The sequence below is a fragment of the Acidovorax sp. FG27 genome (assembly GCF_040365715.1).
In the GTDB taxonomy this organism is placed as follows: domain Bacteria; phylum Pseudomonadota; class Gammaproteobacteria; order Burkholderiales; family Burkholderiaceae_C; genus Paracidovorax.
Window position 1 is genome coordinate 924295 of sequence record NZ_BAABVY010000009.1, and the last position, 15645, is coordinate 939939.

14 protein-coding genes are annotated in these 15645 nt (G+C 70.0%); 7 read left to right on the forward strand and 7 right to left on the reverse strand.

All coding sequences use genetic code 11. The features are described 5' to 3' along the window. Positions 1-22: 22 nt before the first annotated feature. From ABWV53_RS11150 to ABWV53_RS11175, 6 genes are all read right to left on the reverse strand, one after another. On the reverse strand, positions 23-784 hold the full coding sequence (locus ABWV53_RS11150; protein WP_353366703.1) for an aspartate/glutamate racemase family protein: 762 nt from the start codon (positions 782-784) through the stop codon (positions 23-25). Between the two features lie 29 nt (positions 785-813). Continuing rightward, complete coding sequence (locus ABWV53_RS11155) at positions 814-1599, reverse strand: GntR family transcriptional regulator (protein ID WP_502903871.1); 786 nt, start codon at positions 1597-1599, stop codon at positions 814-816. Then, complete coding sequence (locus tag ABWV53_RS11160) at positions 1596-2483, reverse strand: ABC transporter permease (protein ID WP_353365806.1); 888 nt, start codon at positions 2481-2483, stop codon at positions 1596-1598. The genes ABWV53_RS11155 and ABWV53_RS11160 overlap by 4 nt, the downstream gene beginning before the upstream one ends. Before the next feature lies 1 nt (position 2484). Continuing rightward, positions 2485-3396 (reverse strand): ABC transporter permease, encoded by a 912-nt coding sequence (locus tag ABWV53_RS11165; RefSeq protein ID WP_353365808.1) that lies wholly within the window; start codon positions 3394-3396, stop codon positions 2485-2487. Positions 3397-3484: 88 nt separating this feature from the next. Beyond that, a complete protein-coding gene (locus ABWV53_RS11170) occupies positions 3485-4768 on the reverse strand; it encodes an ABC transporter substrate-binding protein (RefSeq protein ID WP_353365810.1) in 1284 nt (427 codons plus the stop codon). 105 nt (positions 4769-4873) lie between these two features. Beyond that, on the reverse strand, positions 4874-5923 hold the full coding sequence (locus ABWV53_RS11175) for an ABC transporter ATP-binding protein (protein ID WP_353365812.1): 1050 nt from the start codon (positions 5921-5923) through the stop codon (positions 4874-4876). Between the two features lie 239 nt (positions 5924-6162). On the opposite strand from ABWV53_RS11175, the gene ABWV53_RS11180 reads away from it, so the two are divergent. From ABWV53_RS11180 to ABWV53_RS11195, 4 genes are all read left to right on the forward strand, one after another. Beyond that, on the forward strand, positions 6163-6993 hold the full coding sequence (locus ABWV53_RS11180; RefSeq protein WP_353365814.1) for a proteasome-type protease: 831 nt from the start codon (positions 6163-6165) through the stop codon (positions 6991-6993). Between the two features lie 211 nt (positions 6994-7204). Further along, the gene (locus tag ABWV53_RS11185; RefSeq protein WP_353365816.1) at positions 7205-8035 is read left to right on the forward strand and encodes an alpha/beta fold hydrolase; all 831 of its coding nucleotides are present in this window, start codon (positions 7205-7207) and stop codon (positions 8033-8035) included. 250 nt (positions 8036-8285) lie between these two features. Next, positions 8286-9728, forward strand: coding sequence for an oxygenase MpaB family protein (locus ABWV53_RS11190; RefSeq protein ID WP_353365818.1), 1443 nt, complete (start codon positions 8286-8288; stop codon positions 9726-9728). Positions 9729-9913: 185 nt separating this feature from the next. Continuing rightward, positions 9914-11647, forward strand: a complete 1734-nt coding sequence (locus ABWV53_RS11195; protein WP_353365820.1) for a diguanylate cyclase domain-containing protein — start codon at positions 9914-9916, stop codon at positions 11645-11647. Positions 11648-11715: 68 nt separating this feature from the next. On the opposite strand, the gene ABWV53_RS11200 is transcribed toward ABWV53_RS11195, so the two are convergent. After that, complete coding sequence (locus ABWV53_RS11200; protein ID WP_353365822.1) at positions 11716-12540, reverse strand: undecaprenyl-diphosphate phosphatase; 825 nt, start codon at positions 12538-12540, stop codon at positions 11716-11718. A 248-nt stretch (positions 12541-12788) separates the two neighbouring features. Here ABWV53_RS11200 and ABWV53_RS11205 point away from each other — a divergent pair, with 248 nt between their 5' ends. The 3 genes from ABWV53_RS11205 to ABWV53_RS11215 all read left to right on the forward strand — a co-directional run bounded on the left by ABWV53_RS11205 (position 12789) and on the right by ABWV53_RS11215 (position 15518). After that, positions 12789-13376 carry a DUF6622 family protein gene (locus ABWV53_RS11205; RefSeq protein ID WP_353365824.1) on the forward strand — a complete coding sequence of 196 codons (588 nt, stop codon included), beginning with the start codon at positions 12789-12791 and terminating at the stop codon, positions 13374-13376. Positions 13377-13518: 142 nt separating this feature from the next. Next, positions 13519-14664: a sensor histidine kinase gene (locus ABWV53_RS11210; RefSeq protein WP_353365826.1), complete on the forward strand. Its 1146-nt coding sequence runs from the start codon at positions 13519-13521 to the stop codon at positions 14662-14664. After that, positions 14637-15518, forward strand: a complete 882-nt coding sequence (locus tag ABWV53_RS11215) for a LytR/AlgR family response regulator transcription factor (protein WP_353365828.1) — start codon at positions 14637-14639, stop codon at positions 15516-15518. The genes ABWV53_RS11210 and ABWV53_RS11215 overlap by 28 nt, the downstream gene beginning before the upstream one ends. Positions 15519-15645: the final 127 nt, after the last annotated feature.

Sequence of the window (15645 nt, forward strand, 5' to 3'; positions counted from 1 at the left end):
GTCGCACCTGCGCGAGCAGCTATCAAATAGATAGCACACCGGGTTCACGGCGGCCCAGCGCCGCCAGCTCCGGCGACACGCCCTGCCACGCCACCGCGCCGATGGGGCTCGGGCCTGCGGCGGGCTCTGCGCCGCAGCGCAGCGCCCACCGGGTACCCGCGATCACGCTGTCGATCACCGGCACGCCGACCTCGCCCTGCACGGCCGCGGCCATGCCGGCCAGGCCTGCACCGCCCAGCACGACGGCCTGCGCGCCCAGCTCGTCCGCCGCGGCGCGGCAGGCCTCGCCCAGCAGGGCCCGCGCGGCCGCAGGGTCCGCCGCCAGCTCGGCCCCGGTCGGCGCGACGGTGCGGATGCCCGCCAGCGCCGGAGCGTGCCCCAACGCCTGGGCCAGGCGCTGCAGCATGGGCCCCCACCGTTCGCCGCCGGTGACGATGGCGAACCGGCCGTGGCGGGCGGCCTCGATGAACGAGGCCTCGGCCAGCCCGGTGACCGGCACCGGGCAACTTTCGCGCAGCGCCATCAGGCCCGGGTCGCCGAAGCAGCCGATCAACACGGCATCAGGCGCCGGCGCGCCGGCTGGCGCCCGCGTGGCGGCCCAGGCGTCGAGCGCGGCGTGCGAGGCCACCGCGTAGCTCGCCTCGCAGGCGATGTAGGGCGCGCCGAAACGGGCGGTGACGGTGCGCACCGCCACCTGCGCGCCGGCCGCCGCCTGCACGTGGTGCTGCAGCAGCGCGCTGACGCTGGCGGAGGTGTTGGGGTTGATGACGAGCAGCTGGCGCATGGCGGTGGGCTTCATGGGGCGGATGCGGGTCAGGCAGCCGGCCCGAGCAGGCTGGCCAGGTCCGGCGCATCGGGCGGCGGCGGGGCCACCTCTATCAGCGCCTCGAGCCGCTGCAGGTGGTCGAGCATGCGGCGGGCGGCCTCGGGCGCGTCGCGCAGGTAGATGGCGTCGAGCAGGGCCCGGTGCTCGCGGCAGCCGCAGGCCGTGGCGTCGCTGCGCGCGCGGGCATGGCTGGGGCTGTAGGTCATGAGCACGAGCGAGGTACGCGACACCAGCTCGCGCAGGATGCGGGCGAGCGTCTCGTGCCGCGCCGCCTGGGCGATGTGCAGGTGGAAGTCGCCCGAGAGCCGGATGGCCCGGCGCATGTCCCCGGCCTCCCGCGCCGCCTCTTCGTCTTCGATGCAGCGGCGCAGCCGGGCGATGTCGGCCTCGCTGGCCGCGCCGATGAAGAGCGCCACCACGCGGGGCTCGATCAGGCGGCGGGCCTCGAACACCTCGCGGGCCTCCTGCAGGGTGGGCTCGGCGATGACGGCGCCCCGGTGCGGCGTGAGCGTGACCACCCGTTCGCTGGCCAGGCGCACCAGCACCGGCCGCACCCGGGTACGCGACACGCCGAACGCGGTGGCCAGCTTGTCTTCCACCAGCTTGGTGCCCGGCGGCAGCCGGTGGTCGAGGATGGCGGAGACGAGGCGGTCGTACATGTCGCCCTCGCTCGGCACGTTGGCGGGGCGGGCGCTGCCGGCCGCGGTGGCCTGGGCCCGCGTGCGCCGCTGCGGGGGCTTCGCCGCCCGGGGGGTTGCGCCTTCGGCCGTCATGCGGCCCGGCCCTCGCGCCTGCGGCCCAGCACCCGCACCCAGGCCAGCGCGCAAGCCATCACCACGAACGACACCAGCGTGGTCACCGTGCCCAGGGCGTAGATCGCCGGCGTGGTCACCGTGCTGGTCAGGCCCTGCAGTTCCAGCGGCAGCGTGTTGACGTCGCCGATGGCCTGCGAGGTGCGGGCGATCTCGTCCCAGCTGAGCGTGAAGCCGAACATGCCGATGCCCACCACCGAGGGCGCGATGAGCGGCAGCACCACGTGTACGAAGCCCTGCCACGGCGTGGCGCCCAGGTCGCGGGCGGCCTCTTCGTAGGCGGGGTTGAAGCGGTTGAACACCGCGAACATGATGAGCAGGCCGAACGGCAGCGTCCAGGTCAGATGCGCGCCCAGGGCCGAGGTGAAGAGACCCAGCGAGGTGCCGTAGCCCTCCAGCGCGCTTTCCATGCCCACGGCACCCAGCAGGGCCTTGATGGCGGAGTCCAGCAGACGGAACTCCAGCCCGATGCCCAGCGACACGATGATCGACGGCATGATGAGGCTGGCCACCACCACGAAGAAGAGCAGGTTCCCGCCGCGCAGCTTCTTGCGGAACGCCAGCCCGGCCAGCACCGACAGCACCACGGTGCACGCCATTACCGCCAGCCCCAGGCCCAGCGAGCGCAGCAGTGCGGCGCCGATGTCGACCACGCCCAATCCTTCGGCCAGCTTGCGGAACCAGTGCAGCGACACGCCGCGCATGGGAAAGGTGAGCCCGCCCTCGGGCCCCTGGAAGCTCAGCACGAAGATGACGAGCATGGGCCCGTACATGAAGAACACGAACAGGGCGAAGACGATGGCCAGCAGCCAGAAGCCGAGAGGGCGGGGTTCGCGGGTGCGCATCTCAGAGCTCCTTGCGGATGTCGACCAGCCGGGTCAGGCCCCAGATGATCATGAGCACGATGGCCAGCAGGATCACCGCATTGGCCGCCGCCAGCGGGAACTGCAGGTACGAGGTCTGGACCTGGATGATCTTGCCCACCGAGGCGATCTGCTGCCCGCCCATGACGCCGATGGTGACGAAGTCGCCCATCACGATGGTGATGACGAAGATCGAACCGATGAGGATGCCGGTACGCGACAGCGGCACGATCACGTTCCACAGCGTCTGCCAGCCGGAGGCGCCGGAGTCGCTCGCCGCCTCCAGCAGGCTGCGGTCGATGCGCATCATGCTGTTGAAGATGGGCACGATCATGAACATGGTGTAGAGATGCACGAAGGCCAGCACCACGGAGAAGTCGGAAAACAGCAGCCATTCGATGGGCTGCTCGACCAGGTGCAGCTCCATGAGGGTCTGGTTCACCAGCCCGTTGCGGCCCAGCAGCGGCACCCACGAAATCATGCGGATGACGTTGGACGTCCAGAACGGCACGGTGCACAGTACGAAGAGCAGCGTCTGCATGCCGGCCGAGCGCACGTGGAAGGCGAGGAAATACGCCACCGCGAAGCCCAGCACCAGCGTGATGAGCCACACCAGCAGGCTGAACTTGAGGGTGGAGTAGTAGGTGCGCAGCGTGGTGCACGCATCGGCCAGGTTGGCGCAGCCATCGAAGATCGCCACGTAGTTCTTGAACGTGAAGCCGGGCAGCAGCTCGTATTCGTTGAAGTCCCAGAAGCTGACCATGGCGATCAGCGCCAGGGGAATCAGGAAGAACAGCACGAAGACCGCGGTGAACGGCGCGGCCTGCCACCAGGCGGCGATGCGGCGACCGGGGACTGCGGCAGCGGCGGGTGGGGCGGTCGAAGGTGAGCTCATGGCGTGAAGAAGGCGTGCAAGGGGAACGCGGCAGGAGATGCGGGCGGCATGCCGCCGGGCAGCGGCGAACGCCGCCCGGCGGCATCGGTCAGGCCGCCACGAACTCATTCCATTTCTGGACCATGTAGTTGCTCTCGTCCATCACCGCGTTCCAGCAGGCGATGCCGCCCATGCGCGCTTCGTAGCTGCCGCCGTCGCGCACCGCGCCGGCCTTGGCCAGCACCTCGCCGCCCGGGCTCTTGATGTCCTGGGTGGCGGGCTTGCCTTCCATCCAGTACGCCCATTCGTAGGGCTCCATCTTGGCCTTGGCGGTCTCCAGCACGGCGCTGTAGTAGCCCTGGCGGTTGAGGTAGGCACCGGCCCAGCCGTCGAGGAACCAGTTGATGAATTCGTAGGCCCCGTCCAGCTTGCGGCCCGAGAGCGTGGCGGGCAGCCCGAAGCCCGCGGCCCAGGCGCGGTAGCCTTCCTTGAGCGGCTGGAAGTTGCAGGCCACGCCCTTGGTGCGCACGGCGGTGACGGCGGGGCTCCACATCGACTGGATGACCACCTCGCCGGAGGCCATCAGGTTGACCGACTCGTTGAAGTCCTTCCACAGCGCGCGGAACTGGCCGGCGCGCTTGGCCTCGATCAGCGTCTTGATGGTGAGGTCGATTTCCTTCTTGGTCATGTTGCCCTTGTCGGGGTACTTGTAGAGGCCCATGGCCTCGACCACCATCGCCGCGTCCATGATGCCGATGGAAGGAATGTTCAGGATCGCCGCCTTGCCCTTGAATTCGGGATTCAGCAGCTCGGCCCACGAATCGATCGGGCGCTTGATGAGGTCGGGCCGGATGCCGAGCGTGTCCGCGTTGTAGACGGTGGGAATCAGGCTCATGAACTGCGTCGGGCTCTTGGCGAAGACCTTGCTCTTCTCGCCCTCGAGGTAGATCACCTTCTTGGGCGCCGTGCCCTGGTCGCCCACGGCCTTGCCGCCCACTTCGCCCTTGGTGAAGAGGGGCGTGATCTTGTCGGCGTTCTTGATGCGCTTGCTGTCGATGCCCTTGAGGTTGCCCGTGGGCACGATCTTCTTGAGCGAGAAGTACTCGGTGTCGATCAGATCGAAGCTGTTGGGCGCGGTGACGGCGCGCTTGGTCACGTCGTCGGTGGTGACCGCCACGTACTGGATCTCGATGCCGGTATCGGCCTTGAACTTCTCGGCGATCGCCTTGTCCTGGTTCACGGCCGTGCCCAGGTAGCGCAGCACGATCTTTTCCTGCGCGTGGACGGCCGGAAAGACGCCGGCGGCCAGGATGCCCGCCGTGCCCTTGAGCAGGGAGCGGCGCTGCATGCCGCAAACGTGGAGGGCGGCGGAATCTGCGATCACATCGGACATGGTGAAAACTCCTTGGAAGAAAGCGAACGGGAGGAGAGAAAACTTCTTGCGAAGCCGGGGAGAAACAGGACGGCCGGGAAGCCGAGGCAATGGTGGCGCAGGCGGTCAGGCCGCGGCCTGCAGCGGATGCGCCCGGGCCGGGGGCCAGTGCAGCAGCACCGGCTGGCCCACCTCGCAGGGCTGCTGCAGATGCACCGATTCGGGCACCATCACGGAATACTCCGCCGTGGCGTGGGCGGAGAGGGAGGCCCCGGCGCGCTGCAGGCCCAGCAGCACGTACGGCCCCTGGTACTCGACGTCGGTCACCACGGCGGACATGTGCATGGAGCCTTCGGGCGGCACTGCGCCCTCGGGCAGCACGCCCAGCTGGTCGTTGCGCACGCCCACCTTGCCCTGCGGCGTGTCGATCACGTTGTGCCCGCCCATGAAGCGGGCCACGAATTCGTTGGCGGGCCGGTTGTAGACCTCGTACGGCGAGCCCACCTGCTCGATCACGCCGTGGTTCATCACCACCATCGTGTCCGCCAGCGCCATGGCTTCCTCCTGGGAATGCGTGACGTGGATGAACGTCAGGCCCAGCTCCTTCTGCCAGCGCCGCAGCTCGGCGCGCATCTGGATGCGCAGGAACGGGTCGAGCGCGGAGAGGGGTTCGTCCAGCAGCAGCACGCGCGGCTGCGTGATGAGCGCGCGGGCCAGCGCCACCCGCTGCTGCTGCCCGCCAGACAGCTCGGCCGGCTTGCGCTCCATCAGGTGGCCCATGGCCACGCGCTCGAGCAGCGCGGCGGCCCGGGCGCGGCGCTCGGCCTGGGGCACGCCCTTCATCTTCAGGCTGAAGGCCACGTTGTCGAGCGCGGAGAGGTGCGGGAACAGCGCGAAGCTCTGGAACATCATGGCCGTGCCGCGCGCCGCCGCGGGCAACTCGGTGATGTTGCGGTTGTCCAGCAGCACGTCCCCGCTGCTCACCGTTTCATGCCCGGCGATCATGCGCAGCGTGGTGCTCTTGCCGCAGCCGGAGGGGCCCAGCAGGCAGCAGTAGCTGCCGCTTTCGATGCGCAGGTCGATGCTGTCCACCGCGGGCTTGCCCCGCGCATACCGCTTGGTGAGCGCAACGACTTCGATGGCGGCAGGAACCGGATGGAGTGATTTCGCTTGCATGGGCGACACCTACGCAAACGGCGTGCCATGTTTTGCATGCAATAGCGCCACGTTTTTGTACACAAAATGCACCGATTCCGTGCGCATTCGCCGCCGCGCCATGCACCGCGAGGCGGCGGCGATCACCAGCGCCGAGACCGTCAACATGTTCCAAATGCCAGCGCCGCCGCGAGACCGGCCCCCCTGCGGCCGGATCACACGCCCTACACTTGCGTCTTTTGCTCGGACCGCACCCATCCATGACGTACTGCGTCGCCATCAAACTCAACGCCGGACTGGTGTTCCTCTCCGACTCCCGCACCAATGCTGGCCTGGACCAGATCAGCTCCTTCCGCAAGATGATGATCTACGAGAAGACCGGCGACCGCTTCATGGTGCTGCTGTCGGCGGGCAACCTCAGTATCTCGCAATCGGTGCGCGAGATCCTGCAGGTCGAACAGATCGCCAGCCCCGAGGAGGACGGCGAGCCGATCACCCTCTGGAACGCCACCAGCATGTTCGACGTGGCCCGCGTGCTCGGCGCGGCCGTGCGCCGGGTGCACGACCGCGACGGCCTGGCGCTCAAGCGCGCGGGGGTGGACTTCAACGTCTCGCTGGTGCTGGGCGGGCAGATCCAGGGCGAGGGCATGCGCCTCTTCCAGGTCTACTCGGCGGGCAACTTCATCGAGGCGACCTCCGAAACGCCGTATTTCCAGGTCGGTGAATCCAAATACGGCAAGCCGGTACTCGACCGCGTGCTGACGCCCGAGACCCCGTTGGACGAAGCCGCCAAGTGCGCGCTGGTGTCGATGGACAGCACGCTCAAGTCCAACCTCTCGGTCGGGCTGCCGCTGGACCTGGTGGTGTATGAAGAAGGCCGCTTTGCCACGGACAAGATCGTTTGTATTGACGAGAACAACCCCTATTTCCGCATGCTGCACAACAGCTGGGGGCAGAAGCTGCGCGAGGTGTTCGACAGCATCGAGGACCCGGAATGGGCCGGCGGCGCCACCGAGGTGCCGATCTGCGTGGACCCCACGCGCAGCCGGCCGATCCGCAAGATCACCAATCCGCGCGACAAGCTGATCTGAGAAGGTATGAAAGAACCCGCCATGCCCGCTCGCACCGCAAAAACACGCCCCCTCGGCGTTGCAAATGCTCGCCATAGCCCAAGCCATGGCTGCGCTTTGCGCCTTGACGGTACGCGTTTGTGCAGCCCGCTCGGGCGCGCCGGATTCATTCACACCTTCTGACCCGGCCCAGCCGGTGCCGCGCACCGCGCCGCACAGCCCCGCACGCCACATGCCCCGCATCGTCTTCTCGCACGCCAACAGCTTCCCGGCCAGCACCTACCGCGTGCTCTTCGCCGAGCTGCGCCGGCGCGGGTTCGAGGTCAGCGCCGTGGAGCAGTTCGGCCACGACGAGCGCTACCCCGTCACCAACAACTGGCCGCGCCTGGTGCAGCAGCTGGCCGACTTTGCCGAGGGCGAGCAGCAGCGCACGGGCGAGCCCGCCTTCCTGGTCGGGCATTCGCTGGGCGGCTTTCTCAGCGTGATGGCGGCGGCGCGCCACCCGCACCTGGCGCGGGCGGTGGTGCTGCTCGATTCCCCGCTGCTGAGCGGCTGGCGCGCCAGCGCGCTCCAGGTCGCCAAGCGCACGCAGCTCGTGGGTTCGGTGTCGCCGGGCAAGATCAGCCGGGCGCGGCGCAACAGCTGGGCCAGCAGCGACGAGGCGTTCGAGCATTTCCGCCGCAAGAAGGCCTTCGCCCAGTGGGACGAACAGGTGCTGCGCGACTACGTCACTCACGCGCTGCGCGACGAGGACGGCCAGCGCCTGCTGGCGTTCGACCGGGCGGTGGAGACCGCGATCTACAACACCATCCCGCACGACCTGGACCGCCTGCTGCGCAGCCACCCGCTGCGCTGCCCGGCCGCCTTCATCGGCGGGCTGGCATCGCAGGAGATGCGCCAGGTCGGCATGGCGATGACCCGCCGCATCACCCAGGGCCGCATCGCGCTGGTGGATGGCAGCCACCTCTTTCCCATGGAGCAGCCCATCGTCACGGCTGCCGCCATCGAGGCCGCGCTGCTGAACCTGGCGGCGGTGTCGCGGGACGGCGCCGCGCGAAGCTGACGCTGAAGCCGCCGGCGCGGCGGGACACACGCCGATGGTGAGCGGCTTGCAGGCCGCAGTCGCCTCTGCCTGGCCGGCGCATCCTCTACACTGCATCATCGTTACAGTGTGATACGCCGATGACCGCCTTCGCGATGCCCGCCCTCGCCTTCGTGCTGCCTGTCCGGGCGTGCCTCCTGCCCACGGGGCGCATCGCCCCGGGCCAGCGCTCCGCTCCGTGCGCGGCCCGTGCCCTGGGCGGAGGCGCCGCATGACGCGGCAGGCCGCCGCTGCCCGCATCACCGATGCGCTGCTGGACGCCCAGCCCTGGCAGGCCGATCCGCTCGCGGACGACACCATCGCCCGCATCCTGGCGCCGCAGTCGGCAGGCAGCGACCCGTCGGGCGCGCCCTGGGAGCGCATCGCCTGCGTCAACCAGCTCTTCGCCACCTGGACCGACAACGCCTCGCTCGCCGGCTGGCAGGCGCCCGCGGGTACGCCGCCGGACATCGCCCAGGCGCTGCAGTCGTACCTCCAGGCGGGCCACGCGCTTCCGTCCTGGGCCGACGCGGAACGGGTGGAGCGGGCCGAGGCGCTCTTCATGGACCACGGCGCGCTGTCGTGCGTGCTGCTGTTTTGCTCCAGCCTGCCGGAGTGTTACGTGATTCCCGATCTGGCCAGCGTGCTGCACGTGGCGGGCGAGCTCGAGCAGCACACCGAGCACCGCATCCGCTCCACCGCGGCCATGATCTTCCCGGTGATGATGCACGGCGGCCTGACGCGGGCGGACGGCGCCGGCGTGGCCCAGGTGCTGAAGGTGCGGCTGATCCACGCCACCATCCGCCACCTGATCCTGCGCGGCGCGCCCGTGCCGGGGCGGCCCGTGGGCGAGGTGCCGCCGCTCGAGCGGCCTGCCGATGCAAGCCTCTACCAGACGCTCTACACCCACGGCTGGCACGTGGGGCGCGACGGCCTGCCCTGCAACCAGGCCGAACTGGCGTACACGCTGCTCACCTTCGGCTACGTCTTTCTGCGCAGCCTGCGCCGCCTGGGGCTGGCCTTCACGGCGGCCGACGAAGAGGCCTACCTGCACGCCTGGAACGTGGTCGGCCACGTGCTGGGCATCGACAATTCGCTGATGGCCCACACCATGGACGAGGCCGCCGACCTGCTGGAGCGCCTGCAGGCCCGCGGACGCGCCCAGGTGACGCAGCCGGACGCCCGGCCCGCCCTGGCCGCCGCCTTGATGACGACCATGGAGCAGGCCATTCCGTGGCGCATCGCGCGCCCATTCCCTCGCCTGATGACGCGCTACCTGTGCGGCCGGGCCACGTCCGCCGAGCTGGCGCTGAACCGGCAGCGTGCGCCCTGGCCTTCGTGGCTGCTGTTCTGGGCGCTGCTCGGCGCGTGCCGCCTGGTGGACACCGTGGCGCGCTGGGTCTGGCCGCAGTTCTCCCTGTCGCGCAGCTTCACGCGGGTGCTGGGCTACCACCTGCTGGTCAAGATGCTGATGGACCAGACCCGTCCGCTCAAGCTGCCCGCCCAGGTGCTGCACCAGCTGGGACGGTGCGTGGCGGGCTGGAGCGATGACCCGCGAGCCCCCCGGTGGCTCAATCGCCTCGAGGACCGATTGACGACCACCGGATCCTGGTTGTCGGCGGGCACGCACGGAACCGGCGGCGCGCCGGCCGCTGCCTCCGGCATGCCTCGCTGACCGACAGACCGACCATCCAGCCGATCGGTTCCGCCCCGCCCCGCTTCGCCTCGCCCCACCCTGCCATGCCGTCGCCGCTTCGTAGCGTCTTCCCCGCCGCACCCACCGCCGGTGCCCGGCCCAGCCTTCAAGCCGGATCGGCGCCATGGGCGGCCGGCGCGTCACGGGCGGGGCGGATCGGGTGGATGCTGGCGCTCCTGTGGGCATTGTTCTGCGGCCCCGGCGCGCTGGCCCAGCCGGTGCTGGAGCTGCCGCCCGGTGCCGCGCCGACCAGCGCCTGGCCCTATCTCTCGATGCGGTCCGACCCGACGCGGGAACTGACCGTGAATGACGTGATGCGCGAGCTCGGGGCCTTCGGCGCCGTCACCAGGCCCGCCGGCTCGCTCGGGGTGCGCACCGATGCGGTCTGGCTGCGCCTGGTCCTGCGCGTGCCGGCGGGGCCTGCAGGCAGCCCGGTGTCACGGACGGTCAACATCGACTATCCCCTGCTGCACGAGATCGACGTCTATCTGGTGCGCGACGGCAGCGTGCGCCAGCATGCCGCGCTGGGCAACCTGCAGCCGCTGGCGGGGCGGACACTGCACTGGCGCACGCCGGCGCTGGACCTGGATGTCGCCCCCGGGGCAGACCACGAACTCTTCATCCGCCTGCGCACCGGCGGCGGCATGATCGCGCCCATCACCATCGGCGAGAAGCACCTGCTCCATCCGCTGGCCCTGCGCGAGCAGATGCTGCAAGGCCTGTTCGCCGGACTGGCGGCCTGCCTGATCGTCTACAGCCTCGCGCAGTGGATCACGCTGCGCCAGCGCCTGTTCGGCTACTACGCGGTGCTGGTGACGGGCAGTGCCGGCTTCTCGCTGCAGTTCTTCGGCGTGGGCGGACAGTTTCTGTGGCCCGGCCATCTGTGGATGGAGCAGCACATCGGCGTGCTGCTCAGCAGTGCGGCCGCCACCGCGTCGTTTCTCTTCATGGGCCATGTGCTCCAGCAGCTGCAGCCGGGTTCGCGCATCCTGCGCATCATGCGGGCGGGGGCCTGCGCCACGGCCGCCTGCGGGGTGGCCTTTCTGCTGGACATCCTCACCACGCGCGGGGCGATGATGGTGCTGAGCGTGCTTGGTCCGCTGCCCTCCATCATCAGCGTGCCGGCCGCGCTGCGGCTGGTGGCCCGGCGCGACCCGCTGGGCGGCACGCTGCTCACCGCCTGGGGCATCTACCTGCTCGGCGCCATCGCCCTGGGCCTGCTGGTGCAAGGCCGGCTACCGGCCAATGGCTGGACGATGCACCTCTTTCAGCTCAGCTCGGCCGTCGACATGCTGCTTTTCATGCGCATGCTGGGGTTGCGCACGGCGGAGCTTCGGCACGAAGCCGCGCGCGCCCAGCACGAACGCGACGCCATGCGCTCGCTCGCGCACAGCGACCCGCTGACCGATCTGCCCAACCGGCGCGGCCTCGACATCGCCCTGCATGCCGCGCTGCCCAAGTCGCGCGCGGGCGGGCTGCTGGCGGTGTACGTGCTCGATCTGGACGGCTTCAAGCCGGTGAACGACCAGTATGGCCACGACGTGGGCGACCAGTTGCTGGTCGCGGTGACGGCGCGGCTGCGCGAGCACCTGCGCCATGCTGACACCGTGGCACGCATCGGTGGCGACGAGTTCGTGGTGATGGCTGGGGAACTGCCCGACCCCGAGCAGGCGCACGAGCTGGGCCACAAGCTGCTGGGCGCCTTCCGCCAGCCTTTTGCCGTGGGCACGCACGAGATCCGGGTGGGCCTGACCATCGGCTATGCGCTGGCGCCGACCGACGCGCACGACGCGGCCACGCTCATCAAGCTGGCCGACGCCGCGATGTACCACGGCAAGCAGAGCGGCCGGTTTTGCGTGCGCCGCAACACGGGCGACCTGGCGCTGTCGTCGAGCTGACGCCGCAGGACGTGCGGCGAGCGCAAGGCCCTGACGGCGGCTGCCCGCGCCCCCCCTTGCCCGGGAGGTCAGTCCACCCAGGCCACCGCCCCGCTCCAGGCCGTCCACAGCACGATCACGCCGAACACGATGCGGTAGTAGGCGAACGGCACGAAGCTGTGCGTGCTGATGTAGCGCAGCAGCCAGCGCACGCAGACCAGCGCGCTGACAAAGGCGAATACCAGGCCGGTGAGGAACATGGGCGCATCGGACCAGGCAAGCAGATGGCGTTCCTTGACGAGGCTGTAGACCCCCGCGCCGATCAGCGTGGGGATGGCCAGGAAGAACGAAAAGTCGGTCGCGGCCTTGCGCGAGAGGCCCAGCAGCATGCCGCCGATGATGGTGGCGCCGCTGCGGCTGGTGCCGGGCACCATGGCGAGGCACTGCACCAGGCCCACCTTGAGCGCGTCGAGCGGGGTCATGTCGTCCACCGACTCCACGCGGATGGCGGTGCGCGGGCGCTTTTCGGCCCAGAGGATGATGAAGCCGCCGATGATGAACGTGCTGGCCACCACCGTGGGCGTGAACAGATGGGCCTTGATGGCCTTGCCCACCAGCAGCGCCAGCACCACCGCCGGCAGGAAGCCAATCAGCACGTTGAGCGCGAAGCGCTGCGCCTGCCGCTGCGTGGGCAGCGCGACCAGCGTGGCGCGGATCTTCTGCCAGTAGACGAGGATCACCGCGAAGATCGCGCCCGTCTGGATGGCGATGTCGAAGACCTTGGCCTTGTCGTCGTCGAAGCCGAGCAGCGCGCCGGCGAGGATGAGGTGGCCCGTCGAGGACACGGGAAGAAACTCGGTCAAGCCTTCGACCACGCCCATGACGGCGGCCTTCAGCAGCAAAACAATGTCCACGGAGATCTCTGCATCAGTTCCAAAGCCCGGAATTATGTGCGCAGGGCGTGACGGCGCCGTGTGCGAGCCGCATTCATCGCCCCACGCGCCACTGGCACCACTTGCACCGCTGCCACCGCTGGCACCGCTGCGCCGCGGTTCGCGCCGCCGCCCGGCGGATTCGTCTCACGGCGATGGCGAGCGCGCCGGCCGCGGCGGACAGTGCGCTGGCGCCCCACCGTTCAGGGGCTTGCAAAGGATTCATCGCCATGCTGCTCGATCTCGTCATGCACCGCCCCCAGGCGTTGGCGGCCGCCCTCCGTGCCACGCCCGGGTGGGTGTGGCTGCTGCTGGCCGCACTGGTGGCCTGGGGACTGTCACAACTGCGGCCGCGCAGCGTGGGCCTGGTGCGTTCGGTGGCGCTGCCGCTGGCCATGGCCGGGCTTGGCGCCTGGGGGGTGGTGTCGGTCGGGCGCGCTGGCGGCATGATCTGGTTGCCGCTGGCAATGTGGCTGGCCCTGGCCGCCGCCACCAGCGGCCTGCTGCGGTGGCTTCGCCCCGATGCACCGGCCGGCACGCGGTATGAACGCGCGGCGCGGCGCTTCCATCTGCCGGGCAGCACCGCGCCACTGCTGCTGATCCTGGCGCTGTTCGGCCTGAAATATGCCGTGGGGCTGGAAACGGCGCTGGGCGCCCGGCACGGCGCCGGCTTCGTGCTGGCCGTGGCCGCCGCCTATGGCGTGGGCACCGGTTGCTTCCTGGCACGGGCGATCCGGCTCTGGAGCCTGGCGCTGGGTGCCACCGGACGGCCCGGCGCGGCTGCGTGGCGAGACATGCGTTCGATCGTGCAACGATGACGCGGCCCGCCCGCCGACCTTTAGACCGGTCCTGTAGACCTGCCGATTCGCTCACTTCGCCGGCCCCGCACAATCAGGGCCGCGGGCTCGCCACCCTCCGTCGCCGCTACCCACCCATTCCCCCTTCGACCCCAAGCACCCCATGCAGCCGCAAACCCGATCCGAACTCCTGCGCCATGGCGCGCTCGTGGTGGCCTGCTCCGTGCTCATCGCCACGGGCCTGACCTTGGTAGGCCACGCGCGGCTGGATGAGAACCTGGTCTATTCGCTGTCCATCGGCCTGTGCAGCTGGCTCAGCATCGACCTCTCGCGGCTGTGGTTCTCGCGCCGCCGCGCCATTCCCTGGCCCGGCGGCGGGCGCGGGCTGCAAGGCTGGCTGCTGGTGGGCGCCGGCTCCGTGTTCGGGTACTGCGTCGGCATGGCGGTGGGCAGCTGGTACAGCGGCCGCCCGCTGCATCTGACCCACTTCGCCTCCCCGCTGATGCTGAGCTCTCCGCTGGTCATCACCCTCCTCGCCAGCGTGGCCCTGTCCTTCTTCTTCTACAGCCAGGGCAAGGCGCGGTTCCTCATCGCCAGCGTGGCCCAGGCGCAGCGCGACGCCGCCGAAGCCCGGCTGGCGCTGCTGCAGTCGCAACTGGAGCCGCACATGCTGTTCAACACGCTGGCCAATCTGCGGGTGCTGGTGGCCAGCGACCCCCGGCGCGCCCAGGCGATGCTGGACCACCTCATCGACTACCTGCGGGCCACGCTCGGCGCCTCCCGCGTCACCCTGCATCCGCTGGCCGATGAGTTCGCCCGGCTGGGCGACTACCTGGAGCTGATGGCCGTGCGCATGGGCCCTCGCCTGGCTTTCACACTCGATCTGCCCGCCGCGCTGCAGGCCGTGCCGGTGCCGCCGCTGCTGCTGCAGCCGCTGGTGGAAAACGCCATCCGCCACGGGCTGGAGCCGGTGCTGGCGGGTGGCCGCATCACCGTGCGCGCCCGGCTGATCGACGCCACCGCCGATCTGCCGCAGCGGCTGGAGCTGACCGTGCAGGACGATGGCGCCGGCCTGCCGCCGGGCTGGACGGCGCCAGCCGCGGGCACGCCGACCGCCGAGGGCGGCGCGTTCGGCCTGGTGCAGGTGCGCGAGCGCCTGGCGACGCTCTACGGAACGCACGCCACTATCCAATTGATAGCACCCAGTGCAGGCGGGACAAGCGCTACCGTCGTATTTCCCTTGAAACCACAGACCCCACCGCCATCACAGGACCTGCCGCCATGCCAGCTCGACCACCCCGTGCGCTGATCGCAGAGGACGAACCCCTGCTGGCCGAGGCGCTGCGCCAGGAACTGGCGAGCGCCTGGCCCGAGCTGCAGGTGGTGGCGAGCGTCGGCGACGGCCATTCCGCCGTGCGCGAGGCGCTGGCGCGGCGACCCGACGTGCTGTTCTTCGACATCCGCATGCCGGGCCAGGACGGGCTGGACGCGGCCCATGCCTTGGCCGACGCATGGCCCGAAGGTGCGCCCTTTCCCGCCCTGGTCTTCGTGACCGCCTACGACCAGTACGCGGTGCAGGCTTTCGAAGCGCAGGCTATCGACTACGTGCTGAAGCCCATACAACCTCAGCGCCTGCTGCGCACGGTGCAACGGCTGCGGGGTGCCCTGCCACCGGCTGCCGCGGCCATGGCGCCGGGCGCCGAGCCCGGCCGCAGCGCCGGACCGGACACCCGCGCCGAATCGGGCGCGCTGGAGGCGGTACTGGCGCAGTTGCGGGCGCTCACCGCCCTGCCTCTGGCGTCAGCCGGGGCGGCCGCCGCGCCCCACCGCGTGGGCGAGCCGCTGCAGATGCTGCAGGCCGGTGTGGGCACCCAGATCCATCTGGTGCCGGTGCGCGATGTGATTTACTTCGAGGCGGCCGACAAGTACGTGCGCGTGCTCACGGCTTCGCGTGAATACCTGGTGCGCACCCCCCTGAAGGAGCTGGCCGCGCAGCTGGATGCGCAACAGTTCTGGCAAGTCCACCGGGGAACCGTGGTGCGGGCCGACGCGGTGGCCGCCGCGCTGCGCGATGAATCCGGGCGGCTGCACCTGCAGTTGCACGCCCGCCCCGAGCGGCTGGCGGTGAGCCGGCTGTACGCCCACCTGTTCAAGGCCATGTGAGCCTGGCGCCCTTGCAAGGGCGCCAGCCAGGACCTTCATCGCAAACCCGGTGCAGTGGGCCGCCATGTGCGGCCACCGGGAGCGCGGCGCAGCGGTGCCTTTACCGCGCCCAGCCGCTCGACGGCCC